Here is a 15,826-nt window from a genome sequence, read left to right as displayed (position 1 = left end):
CCGGGCGGCCCGCGGTCCGGCGGGCCGTGCCGGTGGGGAGCCGGGTCAGTCTCCCCGCGGCCCGGCCGCCGGCCTCTCCGCGCCGAGGCCCGGCGCCGTCGCGTTGTAGCGCAGCAGGTACGAGGCGAAGCGGGTGAGGTCCTCCTCGGGCCAGCCCGCGAGCCGTTCGCGGAACGCCACCCGGCGGCTGCGGGTCACCTGGGCGAGGATCTCCGCGCCCGCCGGCGTCGGATACAGCACCTGCACGCGGTGGTCCTCGGGGTCCATGCGCCGCCCGATCAGCCCGGCCCGCTCCAGCGCCGCCACCTGACGGCTCACCGTCGACTTGTCCAGCGCGTAGTGCAGGGCGAGGTCGGTGGCCCGGCAGCCGCCGACCTCCTCCAGGTGCCCGAGCAGGGTGTACGAGACCAGGGAAAGCTCGGGATGCATGCGTCCCGCGGAGGCCCGGGCCCGCCGGGCGAACACCGTCATCTCACGCTGGATGATCTCCACGGCCGCGTCGGCCGCCCCATCGCCGGTCATCGCGCTCTCGTCCGGCGCCCCGTCGGCGACGGCGTGCTCACCGGACCCTTCGGATGCCATGACGGGACCTCCCTGACGTGCTCTGGTTGCATAGTACAACTCGGGGCGGGAGGAGCGGCTGGGGGCGGGAGTCGCCCAGGCGGGCGGCCGAGCGTCCGCCGGTACGCGTCCGCCGTGTGCGCCCGCCCGTACGCGTCGTCCGCCCGTGCCTGTCCGCCCGTGCGCGGCCGTCACGCGTCCGCCGCTTCTCCGGCCGGCCACCTGATCGTTCCTGTAAGGTGGCCTTCCCGGCCCAGGACCGTCTCGGCCGATGAGTCGCCGAGGAGGTGAGACCCATTACCGCTGTGTCAGGTCGGGTGCTCTCCTCTCCACGCGACGCGGTCGCCGTCCGACGGTGACCCTGGGAGCGCCCTTCGGTACGTCGAAAGGCCCTCGGCTTCATGTCTCCCCTGTCTCCTGATGTTCCCGGCGCGACCGATCCCATGGTCGCCGCCCTCCGCTCGGCCGGCTGCGTCTTCGCCGAGGACGAGGCGGAGCTGATCCGCTCCGCCGCCCGCACCCCGGACGAGGCCGCCGCCATGGTGGACCGCCGTGTCGCCGGACTTCCCCTCGAACACGTCGTCGGCTGGGCCGAGTTCCACGGCCTGCGCATCACCCTCGACCCGGGCGTCTTCGTGCCGCGCCGCCGTACGGAGTTCCTCGTCGGGCAGGCCGTCTCGCTCGCGCCCGACGCGTCCGTCGTGGTGGACCTGTGCTGCGGCTCGGGCGCCGTCGGCGCCGCGCTGGCTTCCTCCCTCGGCGGGCCCGAACTGCACGCCGCCGACATCGACCCCGCCGCCGTGGCCTGCGCCCGCCGCAATGTGGCGCCCTACGCGGGCCAGGTCCACGAGGGGGACCTCTTCGCGGCGCTGCCCGCCACGCTGCGCGGCCGGGTCGACATCCTGGCCGCCAACGTGCCGTACGTACCGACCGACGAGGTCGGGCTGCTGCCGTCCGAGGCCCGGGACCACGAACCCCTGGTCGCCCTCGACGGGGGCGCGGACGGACTCGACCTCGCCCGCCGGGTCGCCGCCGAGGCGCCGCGCTGGCTGGCCCGCGGCGGCTGCCTGCTCATCGAGACGAGCGAGCGCCAGGCCCCCACGGCCGTCGAGGTCTTCACCCGCGCAGGACTGATCGCGCGGCTGGCGGTCTCGGAGGAGATGTACGCCGACGTGGTGATCGGCGTGAAGCCCTGACGGGCCGGGGCGGACCGGGCGACATGCCGCGTTCGGCCCCGGGTCGGCCGATCTCCCCGCCTCGCGCGCCACACTCCGGCTGAGCGAAGACGCCAGAGAGAGGCCCGGACATGAGCAGCACCCCCGAGACGTTCGACGCGTGGGACATCAAGGAGTCGGGACCCGCCGACGCGGACACCCGGGTGCTGCTGCTGCCCGGCGGGATGTGCAGCACCGCGTTCTACGACGACCTCATGGCTGCACCGGCGCTCGCCACCGCGCCGGTGCGGCTCGTGGCCGCGACCCTGCCCGGGCACGCGGGCACCACACCGCCCCACGACCTGTCCATGGAGAACTACGCGGCGCTGGCGGGCGCCCTGGCCGCCGAGCGCGGCTGCACCGTCGTGGTCGGCCACAGCATGGGTGCCAACGTCGCTCTGGAGATGGTGGCCGGCGGGCACTTCGCCGGCCCCGTCGTCCTGCTCTCCCCGACCTTCTCGGCATCCGACGAGGACAAGGCGCTCGCGATCGCCAACAGCCTCGGACGGGTGCCGGGCGTCGGGACGCTGGCCTGGGCGGGCCTGGTCAAGCTGGCGCCCCGGGCCATGGCGAACGAGTTGCCGCCGGACCGGCGCGAGGCGCTGACCGCCGAGTTCGAGAAGAACGATCCGGCGTTCTGCCGCCAGGTGATCCGGCACCACTTCGACTACCTCGACCGGTACCCGGACCTGGTCGCCCGGCTTCGCGACTCGGGTGCGGCCGCCTGGGTCGTGCGCGGCGACCACGACGACATCGGCCTGTCCGACGAGGAGCGCGCCGGACTGGAGGCCGCCCCCGGCGTGACGATGGTCTCCGTCCCCGACGCCGGCCACCTGGCGCTGGTCCAACAGCCCGACGTGATCGCCGAGCTGGTGGCGAGCGTGGTCCTCGGCTGACCGGCCGCCGGCTCGGGCCCCATACCGCGTGCGCCCGGTCGGCGCCCGGTCTTCCTCCGGTGGTCGGGAGAGGGCCCGGCGAGTGATCCTCCTCATTGTGCAACTAGTTGCATAACGGGGGGTGCGTCGTCTACAACAGACGTACGACACCGCGCACGGAGGGGCCCGATGAGCCGTTACCCGCATCTGCTGAACCCGCTCGACCTGGGCTTCACCACGCTGCCCAACCGCGTCCTCATGGGCTCCATGCACGTGGGCCTGGAAGAGGCCGAGCGCGGGTTCGAGCGCATGGCCGAGTTCTACGCCGCCCGCGCGCGGGGTGGTGTGGGCCTGATCGTCACCGGTGGCATCGCGCCCAACGACGCGGGACGCCCGTACGAGGGCGGCGCGAAGCTGACCACCGAGGCCGAGGCCGCGCAGCATGCCGGGATCACCGCCGCGGTGCACCGCGAGGGCGGAAAGATCGCCATGCAGATCCTGCACTTCGGCCGGTACGCCTACCACCAGGACCTCGTCGCGCCCTCCGCGCTCCAGGCCCCGATCAGCCCCTTCGTGCCGAACGAGCTGAGCGACGCCGACATCGAGCGGACCATCGACGACTACGCCCGCGCCGCCCGGCTCGCCCGGCAGGCCGGCTACGACGGCGTCGAGATCATGGGCTCCGAGGGCTACCTCATCAACGAGTTCATCGCCCTCCAGACCAACCGGCGCGAGGACCGCTGGGGCGGCTCGTACGAGAACCGGACGCGCTTCCCCGTCGAGATCGTCCGCCGCGTCCGCGAGGCCGTCGGCGACGACTTCATCATCATCTACCGTCTGTCGATGCTCGACCTCGTGCCCGGCGGCTCCTCGCTCGACGAGGTCATCACCCTCGCGCGGGCCGTCGAGGCCGCCGGAGCGACGATCATCAACACGGGCATCGGCTGGCACGAGGCCCGTATCCCCACCATCGCGACCTCGGTGCCGCGCGGCGCGTACGCCTGGGTGACCAAGAAGGTCATGGGGTCCGTCTCGATCCCGCTCGTGACGACCAACCGCATCAACACCCCGGAGATCGCCGAGCAGTTGCTCGCCGACGGCCACGCCGACATGGTGTCCCTGGCCCGGCCGATGCTCGCCGACCCCGACTTCGTCGCCAAGGCCGAGGCCGGACGCCCGGAGGCCATCAACACCTGCATCGGGTGCAACCAGGCCTGCCTCGACCACACCTTCAGCGGCAAGATCACCTCCTGCCTGGTCAACCCCCGCGCCTGCCACGAGACGGAGCTCGTGCTCGCGCCGACCCGGCTGCGCAAGACCGTCGCGGTCGTCGGTGCCGGGCCCGCCGGCCTCGCCTGCGCCGTCAGCGCCGCCGAACGCGGCCACGACGTCACCCTGTTCGACGCCGCGGACGACATCGGCGGTCAACTCAACGTCGCCCGCCGGGTTCCCGGCAAGCAGGAGTTCGACGAGACGATCCGCTACTTCCGCACCCAGCTCGAACTGCACGGCGTGGACGTCCGGTTGAACACCCCGGCCACCGTCGCGAACCTGGAGACGTACGACGAGGTCGTCGTCGCCACGGGCGTCAGCCCGCGCACCCCGGAGATCCCGGGCGTCGACCACCCGAGCGTCGTCGGCTACCTCGACGTCCTGCGCGACGGAGCCCCCGTCGGCGACCGCGTCGCCATCCTCGGCGCCGGCGGCATCGGATTCGACGTCGCCGAGTTCCTGACCGACAGCGGCGACAAGGCGAGCGAGGACCCGGCGACGTACTTCCGCAGCTGGGGAGTCGACATGGACTACCGGGCCCCCGGCGGTCTCGGCGCCCCCGAACGGCCCGCCCCGCCGCGCACCGTGCACCTCCTCCAGCGCAAGGCGTCCAAGGTCGGCGCCGGACTGGGCAAGACCACCGGCTGGATCCACCGCACCGAGCTCAAGCACCGGGGCGTCACCATGGTCCCGGGCGTCCAGTACGACCGGATCGACGACGCCGGACTGCACGTCACCGTCGACGGCCACAGCCAGGTCCTGGAGGTCGACACGATCGTGCTGTGCACCGGACAGGAACCGCGCCGCGACCTGTACGAGGCGCTGCGCGCGACCGGCCGTGGCGTGCACCTGATCGGCGGCGCCGACGTGGCCGCCGAACTGGACGCCAAGCGGGCCATCAAGCAGGGAACGGAACTGGCCGCGGCGCTCTGAGCCGGGGCCGCACGACCCACCGCGGGAGGGCCGTCGTGGTGTCCGGCGCTGTACGGCCGGACACCGGGCGGCTCCCGCGGTCCTCCCTAGGATGACCTCATGTCACTCCCGCACGCGATCCTCACCGCCCTGCTCGAGAAGCCCTCCTCCGGCCTCGAACTGACCCGGCGGTTCGACAAGTCGATCGGCTACTTCTGGTCGGCGACGCACCAGCAGATCTATCGCGAGCTGGGAAAACTGGAGGCCGAGGGGTTCATCAGGGCGCTGCCCCCCGAGCAGCGCGCCCGGGGCCAGAAGAAGAGCTACGAAGTCCTGCCCGCCGGCCGCGCCGAACTCGCCCGCTGGACCGCCGCCGCGCAGGATCCGAAGCCGATGCGCGACACGATGCTGCTGCGCCTGCGTGCCGCGGCAGTCGTCGGCACCGAGGGTGTCGAGGCCGACCTGCGCCGCCATCTCGACCTGCACCGACGTCAGTTGGCCGAGTACGAGGGGATCCAGGAGCGGGACTTCCCGCCGGGGGAGAGCACGCCGGAGAACCGGCTGCGCCATCTCGTGCTGCGGGCGGGCATCGACCTGGAGACCTTCTGGACCCAGTGGCTGACCCACGCCCTGGCCGAACTCGCCGGCATGCGCGCGGACGGCTGACATCCGCCCCGGGCCGGGGCCCTGGCAGCGGCCGCGCGGGCGGGCGTCCGCCGCGTACGGATTCCGGTACCGGAGCCCGGACACGGCACCGGGCGGCCGTCCGTGGCCGGAGCCCGCGGAAGACCGCCCGTCGCGACGGACGCCGGATCAGAGCCTGTGGGGCTTGGACCTGCGGCGCAGGAACCAGGCCGCCGCCACGGTGCCGGTCACGACCAGCGCCGCGCCGCCCACGACCGTGAGCGTGCCGTAGTCCTTCACGGCCCCGCCGAGTCCGCCCATGACCCCGCGCGACGGCGAAGGTGAGACCGTCGTCGAGATCGTGGGAGTCGCGGGGGCCGAGCTGGCCGCGACGATGATCGCCTGGGTACCCGCGGTCGTACCGTCCTGGCACACGACGATGACCGTGAACGTTCCAGGGCTCACGCCCGTCCAGGCCGCCGACTGGTTGCTGCTCGTGCCGGTGAGCGGCATCTGGCGGCCCTGGGCGAAATTGGTCTGCCCGCTGGAGAGCAGCGAGGCATTGCCGAAGCTGCTTCCGTTGCTCGGGCAGGCGCTGGTGGTGACCGAGACCGCGGTGCCGCTGGTGCTCACGGAGATCCCGGAACCCCATGCGACGGCCGCCGGGGCGGCCAGGGTGAGCGGAAGCGCAGCGGTGGCGGCCACGGTCAGGCCGGAGCGGAGAAGTCTCTGAGTGGTACGCATAGGAACTGCCCTCCAGCGGCACGGTTGGCGGTACATCCCATGCGCCGCCGAGGATCGGAAGGCCCGTGCTGCCTCACTGCGAGCCAATGCGCCCCGGCCGTGACCCGCATGCGGACGGGGACCGGGCAGGTGACGGATTCCATCGTCCGGCCGAGAGCGGACGCGGCCGGCGGCCGGTCCGGTCCCGCCGGTTCACCCCGTCGTCACGGAGCGCTCCGCGGAGAGCGCGCCCCAGGTGCCGTCGGGCAGCTTCGCCCGGATCCGCACCCGATGGGTCACGTCCGCTTCCCGGCCGATGTAGAAGCTGTAGGTACAGGTGCCGGTGGGCGGGCTGCCGCCCCAGACGAGCGAGGTGACGGCACGCCCGTCGAGCTGGATCCCGTACTCCGTGATCACCCCGTCGACCTCGGGCGCCGTCCACGCCAGGTCGATGTAGTACGCCCCGTCGCTCCGGTGGGTCCGCGCCCGGAAGGCGGCCGGTGCCGTGCTCCGGTCGTCCTCCTGGCCCGGCGCGGTGGTGATCCGGACGGAGTCGCTCGGCGCCGAGACGTTGTCCGCGGCGTCACGGGCCCGCACGGTGAAGACGTACGCCGTGTTCGGCCGCAGCCCGGTGACGACGGCGGCAGTCTGGGCGCCGCCCACACTGTGGATCTTCGATGTGCCCTGGTAGATGTCGTACGACACCACACCCCGGGCGTCGGACGACCCCGCCCAGGACAGCTGGACCGCCCGGCCGCCGAGGGCTCTCCCCTGCGGGGCGCCGGGGCGGGTCGGCGCGGTGTCGTCGGCCGCGACCGCCGCCGGGGTGGTGGCCCGCACCGGCCGGCTCAGCGGCCCGGGGACCCCGTCGGCGTTCCGGGCCCGGACCCTGAAGACGTACGCGGTGGACGGTTCGAGCCGGGTGATGTCCACCATGTGCTCGGAACCCGGTACTTCCTTGACCTTGGTGGTGCCGCTGTACACCTCGTAGCGGGTGATCCGCGGGTTCTCGTCGGCCAGGTTCCACATGACGTGCACGCTGGTCGAGCTCCCCGCGGCGGCGGTCACGCCCGTGGCCGCCGCGGGCAGCCGTTCCGCCGGTCCCGACGCCCGGGCGCCCCATCCGCAGGCGGCGAGCGCGAGCAGCGCTGCGCAGGCCGGCGCGTATCGGGCGGTGAGAAGAACGCGTCGCACGGGTCCGCCCTCCCTCGACGGGATTGGTCTGTACCTATAAGACACGGGTGACGCGGCCACATCAAGAGGGCGGACGTCGTTGGCCCGGCCGTCGCGGGGATACGTATGCTGATCCTCGACGCGGTGTGAACTCGCCCCGAACGCGGGGGAGTTCCTGCCCGCGGCGCGGAACGCTGTCGTCGCTGATCCCGCGCCGACGCGTGCGGCCGAGCGGCCGGAGCCGGGTCCGGCTCGGGCTCTCGGCCGTGCGGCGCCCGCGGAAGCGGCCGTGCACCGTCCGGCCCCCTCCCGGTGGACGCGCTGTCACCGGCCCACCAGATTTGGGCAGATGAGCGTCCATGTCCCCCAGGAGAGGGTCCTTCATCGTGCGTGTCCAGTCACTGACGCTGGCCGCGGCCGCGGCGGCCGCCCTGATCGCCTCGGCCCCGGCGATGCTGTCCACGACCTCCACCACGGGCCGTCCCGGGAGTCCCGCCGCACCCGCGCGGGAGGGATCGGTCCGGGCCGCCGACCTGATGGTGAAGCTCGGCGGCTGCACGCCCCTCTCGCACGGGCGATACCGCAGCGACGACGGCACCTCCGCCGACATCCCGGTCTGCGGCGTCCCGGGCGCGGTCTTCTGGACGGCCGACATGGACATCGACTGCGACGGGAGAGCGGGCCCGTCGTGCAACAGCCGCACCGACCCGCTCTTCTCCGAGTCCACGGCCTTCCAGCAGTCCGACGGCCGCTATCTGAGCGCCGAGACCCTGCCCTACGTCGTCGTGCCGGCCCCGAGCGACATCTGGGACTACCGGGACCACGGCATCGGCCCCGGCTCGGTGGCGGCCGTGATCTACGGGGGCCGCGTCCAGTACGCCGTCGTCGGTGACACCGGCCCCGAGGACATCATCGGCGAGGCCTCGTACGCGACGGCCGCGGGGCTCGGGATCCGGCCCGACCCCCGCGGCGGCGGCACCCCTTCAGGGGTCACCTACCTCGTGTTCAAGAACGCCCGGGTCTCACCCCTCCAGGACCACGCGGCCGCCGTGGCGGCGGGGGAGCGGCTGGCCAGGAAACTCCTGGCTGAGGGCTGAGGGCTGAGGGCTGAGGGCTGACGGCTGACGGCTGAGGGTCTGACGGCCGGCGGCCCTGCGGCCGTCAGACGGCCGCCCAGCCGTTGTCGACGGGCAGGATCACGCCGTTGACGTTGCTCGCCGCGTCCGAGGCGAGGAACACGATCGCCGCGGCCTGCTCCTCGGCCTCGGCGAGCCGGCCGACGTTGCCCATGTAGGCGCCGAGGGCGGCCGGGCCGTGGGCGCCGGGGTCGATGTCCACCGTGATCCCGGTGCTGGTGCCGCCCGGCGCGATGGCGTTGGCGCGGATGCCCTTGTCCCGGTACATCACGGCGAGGGACTTCGTGAGCCCGACGACACCGTGCTTCGAGGCGGTGTACGCGGCCCCGGCGGCACTGCCGCGCAGGCCCGCCTCCGAGGCGGTGTTCACCACGACCCCCCCTTGCCGACGGCGAGCATGTGCGGCAGCACCGCCCGGGTGAGCAGGAACGGGGCCGTGAGGTTGACCCGGACGACCCGCTCCCACTCCGCGTCGCCGACGTCGGCCAGCGCCGACATACGGTCCATGATTCCGGCGTTGTTGACCAGCACGTCCACGCCGCCGAACCGCTCCACCGCCGTCGCGGTCACCCGGTCCACGACCTCCTGCTCGCTCAGGTCGCCCGTCACGGCCACGGCAGTGCCGCCGGCCGCCTCGATCTCCCCGACGACGGCCGCCGCGCCCTCGGCGTTGAGATCGGCCACGACCACCCGGGCGCCCCGGGCCGCGAAGGCAAGCGCGGTGGCACGGCCGATGCCCGACCCCGCCCCGGTGACGATGACGCTGCGGCCGTCCGGTCCGGTGGTGTTCATGACGTTCTCCCAGAGGTTCGTACGCGTGCGGCCGAGGTGCCGCGCCGCCACAGTACGACTTATTGTCGCTGAATGACAGAAAGTCTCTGGGCGGACTGAGATCGCTAGACTCGGCGCAGCCGCAGTCCCGGGCGGCATATGCGGACGCAACCGAGAACCGAGGAGTCATCAGTGCCGGACGGCGCGATCGACGAACACCCCGGACGGCGTCGAGGCCGGACAGGGCGGCCGCCCCTCACCGACGAACGCAAGGCCGAGATCCGGCTGGAGATCGCCCGCGCCGCAGTGGAACTGTTCGTGGACCAGGGCGTGGCCGCCACCACCGGGGACCAGATCGCCCAGGCCGTCGGCCTGTCCACCCGGACCCTGTGGCGCTACTTCCCCGGCAAGGAGAGCTGCGTCAGCCCGCTGTTCGCGGCCGGGATCGACGCGATCGCCGCGGCACTGCGGGCCTGGCCCGCCGGCGCTCCCCTGGAGGACGCCCTGGAGCAGGCGTCCACGAACGGCGAGGGCCCGATGGCGATGCCGCAACCGCCCAGGGTCCGTACGCTGCTGCGGCTCACCCGTACCGAGCCGGGCCTGCGTGCCGTCTGGCTCCAGGCCCATGACGAGGCCGAGCCGGTGTTCGCCCGCGCGCTCGCCGACCGCGCCGGTCTCGGCACCGTCGACCTGCGCTCGGAGATCCAGGCCGCCATGCTCAACGCGGCCCTGCGCTCGGCGGTCGAGCACTACGCGTGGCGCACCGACGAGGCCGAGCCCGATCCCGTGACGGCCCGCGCGGAGCTGGCCGGGACCATCCGCTCGGCCCTGATCGTCGCGGCGAAGGGCATCACCTGACCCCGGGCCGCACACCGTTCGGGCCCGCGCACGTCCCTGGGGCCACACCATCCAGCAGGCAGCCCGGGCACCTCCCGGCGGTCGCACCACCTTCCGGTGGCCGGCCCGCCCCGGCCGGCCGACCCGTCTACGGCTCGGCGGTCACACCTTCCGGTAGGTGTACGCCTCCGCTGCCGCCGCCTCCACCGCCGTGAGGTCGGCGCCCGCCGAGGCCGTGACGACCGCGGCCACCGCGCCCTCGACGAAGGGGGCGTCCACCAGCCGGGTGCCGTCCGGGAGTTCGTCGCCCTCGGCGAGCAGCGCCTTGACGGTGAGCACGGCACTGCCCAGATCGGTGAGCACGGCGACCCCGGCGCCGCGGTCCACGGAGGCCGCGGCGGCGGCTATCACGTCCGCGCTGGTGCCGAGCCCGCCGTCCAGGGTCCCGCCCGCCGGTGCGACGGGAGCGACCGTGCCGCCGCCGGCCAGACCCGTGGCCAGTTCGGCGACGGACGCGGCGACGGCGGCGCTGTGCGAGACCAGCACGACCCCGACAAGCCCCTGGTCGGCATCACTCACCGGACGCCTCCACGAGTGCCGCGATCAGCAGGGCCGAGGACGTGGCACCCGGGTCCTGGTGCCCGATGCTGCGCTCGCCCAGATAGCTCGCCCGGCCCTTGCGGGCCTGGAGCGGGGTGGTCGCCACGGCGCCCTCCTCGGCGGCGGACTTCGCCGCCGCGAACGATTCGGCGAGCGCGTCGACCGCGGGCACCAGGGCGTCGATCATGGTCTTGTCGCCGGGCGCGGCCCCGCCCAGTGCCATGACGGCGTCGACGCCCGTGCGCAGCGCGTCCGCGAACTGCTCGTCGCTGACCTCTGCGGCGTCACCGAGCGCCTTGCCGGTCCGCCGCAGCAGCGTGCCGTACAGCGGTCCGGACGCGCCGCCGACCGTCGAGATCAACTGCCTTCCGGCGAGGGTGAGGACGGCGCCGGGGGTGTCCGGGGGGTCCTTCTCCAGGGCGGCGGTCACGGCGGCGAACCCGCGGTGGAGGTTGCTGCCGTGGTCGGCGTCACCGATGGGGGAGTCCAGGTCGGTGAGCCGCTCCGCCTCACGGTCCACCGAGGCGGCGGTCACCGTCATCCAGCGGCGGAAGAAATCGGCGTCGAGCACGGAATTCTCCTTGCGTGGTACGAGAGTTGACCTCATGGACGTTCGGCGGCCCGGGGGCCGGGGTGCCGTTCCCGGCCCGTCGGCCGGGTTCACACGCCCCAGCGAAGCCCCGGTGTCCTGACCGGCGCGTCCCACAGGCGCAGCAGGTCCTCGTCCACCTCGCACAGGGTCACCGAGGCGCCCGCCATGTCGAGGGAGGTGACGTAGTTGCCGACCAGGGTGCGGGCCACGGGGACGCCACGCTCGGTCAGCACCCGCTGGACCTCCGCGTTGAAGCCGTACAGCTCCAGCAGGGGGGTGGCGCCCATGCCGTTGACCAGCAGCAGCACGGGATTGCGCGGTGCGAGATCGTCCAGGACGGCGTGCACCGAGAAGTCGGCGATCTCGCGTGAGGTCATCATCGCGCGCCGCTCCCGGCCCGGTTCACCGTGGATGCCGACACCGAGTTCGAGCTCGCCCGCGGGCAGATCGAACGTCGGGCTGCCCTTGGCCGGTGTCGTACAGGCGCTGAGCGCGACGCCGAAACTGCGGGAGTTCTCGTTGACCTTGCGGGCCAGTGCCTCGACGGCCTCCAGAGGCGCACCCTCCTCGGCGGCGGCGCCGGCGATCTTCTCCACGAACAGCGTCGCGCCCGTTCCGCGCCGCCCGGCCGTGTACAGACTGTCGGTCACGGCCACGTCGTCGTTGACGAGGACCTTGGCGATCCGGATGCCCTCGTCCTCGGCCAGCTCCGCGGCCATGTCGAAGTTGAGGACGTCGCCGGTGTAGTTCTTCACGATGAACAGCACACCCGCGCCGCTGTCCACGGCCGCAGCCGCTCGCAGCATCTGGTCCGGCACCGGGGAGGTGAAGACCTCACCGGGGCAGGCCGCCGACAGCATCCCGGGGCCCACGAACCCGCCGTGCAGCGGCTCATGCCCGGACCCACCGCCGGATACGAGGCCGACCCGTCCGGCGACCGGCGCGTCCCTGCGGACGATCACACGGTTGTCGACGTCCACCGTCAGCTCCGGATGGGCCGCCGCCATGCCCCGCAGCGCGTCCGCCACCACCGTCTCCGCCACGTTGATGAGCATCTTCATGGGAACCTCCTGGTGAGAAGAGCCGCCGGGCCGCTGTCCGGTGGTGCCCACGCCACCGCCGGGCCGCGGTCCGGTGCCGCCCACGCCGGGAGCGGGCCCGAACCCGTCCGTCGCGGACGTGGCCGAAGGGCCGGCCCGTCCGGCCGGCGAGCGGATCGGCGGTGCGAGGAGCTCACACTGGGAAGTATCGGCGTTCCGACGGCGATAATCACGTGCGCGGACGTTCTCCGCCGAACGCGGGCGCCGAAGGGGCCGGTTCCGGAGCCCACCGTACGGCCGCCGACACGGAAGGACGCCGTACGGCTCCCGTGGCGCGAGGGCTGCGTATCCCCCCGGTGGCGCGAGGGCGCCGTACCGCCTCCGTCAGTTCCCCGCGCTGCGCACCCGCAGGCTGCCGCGGTCGCTCTCCTTGAGGCCGCGGCCGATGATCAGGCGCTGGATCTGGTTGGTGCCCTCGAAGATCTGCATGACCTTGGCCTCGCGCATGTAGCGCTCGACCGGGAAGTCACGGGTGTAGCCGGCGCCGCCCAGCACCTGGACCGCGTCCGTGGTGACCTTCATGGCGTTGTCGGTGGAGATCAGCTTGGCGATCGACGCCTCGGACTGGAACGGCAGCCCCTCGTCCTTGAGCCGGGCGGCGGCGAGCGTCGTGGCCCGGGACACCTGCACCGCCGCGGCCATGTCGGCGAGGACGAAGGCCAGACCCTGGTGCTCGATGATGGGCCGGCCGAAGGTCTCGCGCTCGCGCGAGTAGCGCAGCGCGTGGTCAAGGGAGCCCTGGGCGAGACCCGTGGCCACCGCGGCGATGCCGAGGCGTCCGCAGTCCAGCCCGGCGAAGGCGATCCGCAGCCCCTCGCCCTCCTCGCCCAGCCGGCGGCTCGCGGGCACGCGCACGTTCTCCAGGCGCACGGTGGCGGTGGCGGACCCGGTCAGGCCCATCTTCTGCTCGGGGGGGTCGGCCACCACGCCGGGTGTGTCGGCCGGGACGAGGAAGCAGGAGATGGCGTGCGAGCCCTCGTCGGACGTACGGGCCATGACGGTGTAGAAGTCCGCGTACCCGCCGTGCGTGGTCCAGGCCTTGGCGCCGTTGAGGACGTAGTCGTCGCCGTCCCGTACGGCCCGGGTGCGCATCGCGCCCGGGTCGGAGCCCGCGTGGGCCTCGGACAGGCAGTAGGCGCCGAGCAGCTCGCCGCCGAGCATGTCCGGGAGCCACTCCTTCTTCTGGTCCTCGGTGCCGAACGAGGCGAGGGCGAAACAGGACAGCGCGTGCACCGAGACGCCCACGGCGACGCTGGCCCAGACGGCGGCGATCTCCTCCAGGGCCTGGAGGTAGACCTCGTAGGGCTGGTCGCCGCCGCCGAACTCCTCGGGGTAGGGCAGGCTCAGCAGACCGGCCCGGCCGAGGGTCCGGAAGACCTCGCGGGGGAAGCGTCCCTCGGCCTCGGCCTCGGCGACGCGCGGAGCGAGTTCCTTCTCGGCGAGCTCGCGGGTCAGGGCGATCAGGTCGACGGCTTCCGGCGTGGGAAGGGTGCGGGTCGCGGGCATGGCAGGTCCTCGGTGGTGGCGGTTCACTGGACGCTTTTGATACGCCAGGCGATACAACAGTATCGTTTTTGGTACCGCCAGGCCATGCCGGCAAGCGACGGATCCGCCGGTCGGCGACCGGTGGGCGGGTTCTGTACGTGATGAGCCGGGCCCGCACGCGCGGATGCGCGGGCTCACCCGGGGGTGATACGGGAGGGTGGTACGGGTGGGTCTCGCCGCGCCACGCGGCCGGGCGGCCGGGGCGCCGGGGCGGCGGTGATCAGGGGGAGACGGCGTGCACGATGAGCGACGCCAGCTCGGCGTAGGCCTCGGCGTCGTTCAGTCCCGTGCGCGCGGCGACCTCGCCGCGCTGGATCTCCTGCATCGTCGCGGCCACGACCTCGCCCACGAACGCCGCGTGGACGTCACGGAACGCCCCGGCGGCCACGCCGTCGGCGATCAGCTGCCGGATCCGGCCCGCGGCGAGGCGCGTGTTGGCCTCGTACACCTCGCGGGCCGGTTCGAACTCGGCCATGTCGTCGAGGAACCGCCGGGAGAGCGGCCGCAGCTGTCCGGCGACTGCGTTCAGGTAGACGACCACGCGCTCGGAGGGCGCGGAGGTGTCGGCCACCTGCTTCTCGACGGCCTGGGCGGCCTCCCGGAAGTAGTGCTTCACCGCCTCCCGTACCAACTCCTGCTTGCTTCCCGCCAGTTGGTACAGGGTCGTCTTCGAGCAGTGCAGTCGCTCGGTCAGCTCGTCGAGGGTGAACGCCGCGAAGCCCTCCGCCACCAGCAACGCGACCAGCCGCTTGAGCAGGTCGGTCTGGCGCGCGGTACGACGTGTGGACGGCATGATCTCAGCGTAACCGTTCCTCCATCACCGTGACCGTCGCCCCTCCAGGGGTGTGATCCGGGGCCGCATGCACCCTGTTCCGGGCGGACGGCCCCGGGTGAGTGGGGCGCGGGCCCCGGTCATTCCCGCCGGTCACCCCCCGTCCCTCCGCCCGCGAGGTCCCCCGCCTCCGGAAGCCGCTCCACGTCGACCCCGCGCACCTGCGCCAACTCGTGCTTGAGCTGGGCCAGTTCGGTTCCTCCCGCCATGTGGTCGGTGAGTTCCTCCAGGCCGACCTCGCCCCGGTCGGCGCTGAGTTCCAGGGTGCCGAGCCGCAGCACGGCGAAGTGGTCGCCGACCATGTAGGCGTGGTGCGGGTTGTGGGTGATGAAGATGACGCCGAGGCCGCGGTCCCGGGCGGCGGCCATGTATCTGAGGACGACCCCGGACTGCTTGACGCCCAGCGCGGCGGTCGGCTCGTCGAGGATCAGCACCCGGGCGCCGAGGTACACGGCGCGGGCGATGGCCACGGACTGGCGCTGCCCGCCGGACAGCGTGCCGATCGGCCGGTCGAGATCGTCGAGGACGATGCCCATGCTGCGCAGTTCCGCATCGGCGGTCCGCTTCATCCGGGCGATGTCGAGCCGCTGCACGGGCCAGGGGCCCCGGGTCGGCTCGGAGCCGAGGAAGAAGTTGCGCCAGACCGGCATCAGCGGCACCGTCGCGAGGTCCTGGTACACGGTCGCGATGCCCTGGGCGAGGGCCTCGCGCGGGGAGCCGAAGCGCACCGCCGTGCCGTCCACGAGCAACTCGCCCTCGCTGTGCCGGTGCAGCCCCGAGATGATTTTGATGAGGGTCGACTTCCCGGCGCCGTTGTCGCCGAGGACGCAGGTCACGCGGCCCGGACGGACTTCGAGCGACACGTCGTGCAGGGCGCGGACGGTGCCGTAGGACTTGCCCACGCCCCGCAGTTCCACGATCGGGGGGCCGTCGTGCCCGATCGCGGCGCTGTCGTGCCCGGGCGGGGCGCTGTCATGCCCGGGCGGGGGGCCGTCGTGCCCGGGTGGGGCGCCCGGGGCGGATACGTCCGAGTGACCGGATCCGTTGTCTGCCATGGGT

The 15,826-nt window shown here is 73.1% G+C and carries 15 protein-coding genes and 1 pseudogene; 6 read left to right on the top strand and 10 right to left on the bottom strand.

Features of this window, described 5'->3' with window-relative positions:
• Window positions 1-45: 45 nt before the first annotated feature.
• A complete protein-coding gene (locus WJM95_RS02015) occupies window positions 46-522 on the bottom strand; it encodes a MarR family winged helix-turn-helix transcriptional regulator (RefSeq protein WP_339135302.1) in 477 nt (158 codons plus the stop codon).
• A 440-nt stretch (window positions 523-962) separates the two neighbouring features.
• Between WJM95_RS02015 and WJM95_RS02010 the strand changes: the two genes are divergently transcribed.
• The 4 genes from WJM95_RS02010 to WJM95_RS01995 all read left to right on the top strand — a co-directional run bounded on the left by WJM95_RS02010 (window position 963) and on the right by WJM95_RS01995 (window position 5,500).
• A complete protein-coding gene (locus WJM95_RS02010; RefSeq protein ID WP_339127705.1) occupies window positions 963-1,757 on the top strand; it encodes a putative protein N(5)-glutamine methyltransferase in 795 nt (264 codons plus the stop codon).
• Between the two features lie 110 nt (window positions 1,758-1,867).
• Window positions 1,868-2,671, top strand: coding sequence for an alpha/beta hydrolase (locus WJM95_RS02005; protein WP_339127704.1), 804 nt, complete (start codon window positions 1,868-1,870; stop codon window positions 2,669-2,671).
• A gap of 168 nt (window positions 2,672-2,839) precedes the next feature.
• On the top strand, window positions 2,840-4,855 hold the full coding sequence (locus tag WJM95_RS02000; RefSeq protein WP_339127703.1) for an NADPH-dependent 2,4-dienoyl-CoA reductase: 2,016 nt from the start codon (window positions 2,840-2,842) through the stop codon (window positions 4,853-4,855).
• 99 nt (window positions 4,856-4,954) lie between these two features.
• The gene (locus WJM95_RS01995) at window positions 4,955-5,500 is read left to right on the top strand and encodes a PadR family transcriptional regulator (protein ID WP_339127702.1); all 546 of its coding nucleotides are present in this window, start codon (window positions 4,955-4,957) and stop codon (window positions 5,498-5,500) included.
• 147 nt (window positions 5,501-5,647) lie between these two features.
• Here WJM95_RS01995 and WJM95_RS01990 read toward each other — a convergent pair whose 3' ends face one another.
• Both WJM95_RS01990 and WJM95_RS01985 read right to left on the bottom strand, forming a co-directional pair.
• Window positions 5,648-6,202 carry a hypothetical protein gene (locus WJM95_RS01990; RefSeq protein WP_339127701.1) on the bottom strand — a complete coding sequence of 185 codons (555 nt, stop codon included), beginning with the start codon at window positions 6,200-6,202 and terminating at the stop codon, window positions 5,648-5,650.
• Window positions 6,203-6,394: 192 nt separating this feature from the next.
• Entirely contained in the window at window positions 6,395-7,375 is a 981-nt protein-coding gene (locus tag WJM95_RS01985) for a fibronectin type III domain-containing protein (RefSeq protein WP_339127700.1), read from the bottom strand.
• Window positions 7,376-7,740: 365 nt separating this feature from the next.
• Between WJM95_RS01985 and WJM95_RS01980 the strand changes: the two genes are divergently transcribed.
• Entirely contained in the window at window positions 7,741-8,451 is a 711-nt protein-coding gene (locus WJM95_RS01980; RefSeq protein WP_339135300.1) for a glycoside hydrolase family 75 protein, read from the top strand.
• A 64-nt stretch (window positions 8,452-8,515) separates the two neighbouring features.
• Here WJM95_RS01980 and WJM95_RS01975 read toward each other — a convergent pair.
• Window positions 8,516-9,282: pseudogene (locus tag WJM95_RS01975) on the bottom strand (SDR family NAD(P)-dependent oxidoreductase).
• A 171-nt stretch (window positions 9,283-9,453) separates the two neighbouring features.
• Between WJM95_RS01975 and WJM95_RS01970 the strand changes: the two are divergent.
• The gene (locus WJM95_RS01970; protein ID WP_339127699.1) at window positions 9,454-10,119 is read left to right on the top strand and encodes a TetR/AcrR family transcriptional regulator; all 666 of its coding nucleotides are present in this window, start codon (window positions 9,454-9,456) and stop codon (window positions 10,117-10,119) included.
• Between the two features lie 141 nt (window positions 10,120-10,260).
• Here the strand turns inward: WJM95_RS01970 and WJM95_RS01965 are convergent, their stop codons facing one another.
• From WJM95_RS01965 to WJM95_RS01940, 6 genes are all read right to left on the bottom strand, one after another.
• A complete protein-coding gene (locus WJM95_RS01965; protein ID WP_339127698.1) occupies window positions 10,261-10,677 on the bottom strand; it encodes a PTS fructose transporter subunit IIA in 417 nt (138 codons plus the stop codon).
• Window positions 10,670-11,269: a dihydroxyacetone kinase subunit DhaL gene (gene dhaL, locus WJM95_RS01960; RefSeq protein ID WP_339127697.1), complete on the bottom strand. Its 600-nt coding sequence runs from the start codon at window positions 11,267-11,269 to the stop codon at window positions 10,670-10,672. Before dhaL ends, WJM95_RS01965 begins: the two co-directional genes overlap by 8 nt.
• Before the next feature lie 89 nt (window positions 11,270-11,358).
• The gene (gene dhaK, locus WJM95_RS01955; RefSeq protein ID WP_339127696.1) at window positions 11,359-12,351 is read right to left on the bottom strand and encodes a dihydroxyacetone kinase subunit DhaK; all 993 of its coding nucleotides are present in this window, start codon (window positions 12,349-12,351) and stop codon (window positions 11,359-11,361) included.
• A gap of 363 nt (window positions 12,352-12,714) precedes the next feature.
• Entirely contained in the window at window positions 12,715-13,896 is a 1,182-nt protein-coding gene (locus WJM95_RS01950) for an acyl-CoA dehydrogenase family protein (protein ID WP_339127695.1), read from the bottom strand.
• Window positions 13,897-14,155: 259 nt separating this feature from the next.
• Window positions 14,156-14,728, bottom strand: a complete 573-nt coding sequence (locus WJM95_RS01945) for a TetR/AcrR family transcriptional regulator (RefSeq protein ID WP_339127694.1) — start codon at window positions 14,726-14,728, stop codon at window positions 14,156-14,158.
• Between the two features lie 119 nt (window positions 14,729-14,847).
• A complete protein-coding gene (locus WJM95_RS01940) occupies window positions 14,848-15,822 on the bottom strand; it encodes an ATP-binding cassette domain-containing protein (RefSeq protein WP_339127693.1) in 975 nt (324 codons plus the stop codon).
• Between the last annotated feature and the right edge of the window lie 4 nt (window positions 15,823-15,826).

The organism is Streptomyces sp. f51, assembly GCF_037940415.1.
Taxonomy (GTDB): Bacteria; Actinomycetota; Actinomycetes; order Streptomycetales; family Streptomycetaceae; genus Streptomyces.
The sequence above is the reverse complement of the archived record's forward strand: the minus strand, read 5'-3'. Positions and strand labels throughout refer to the sequence as shown.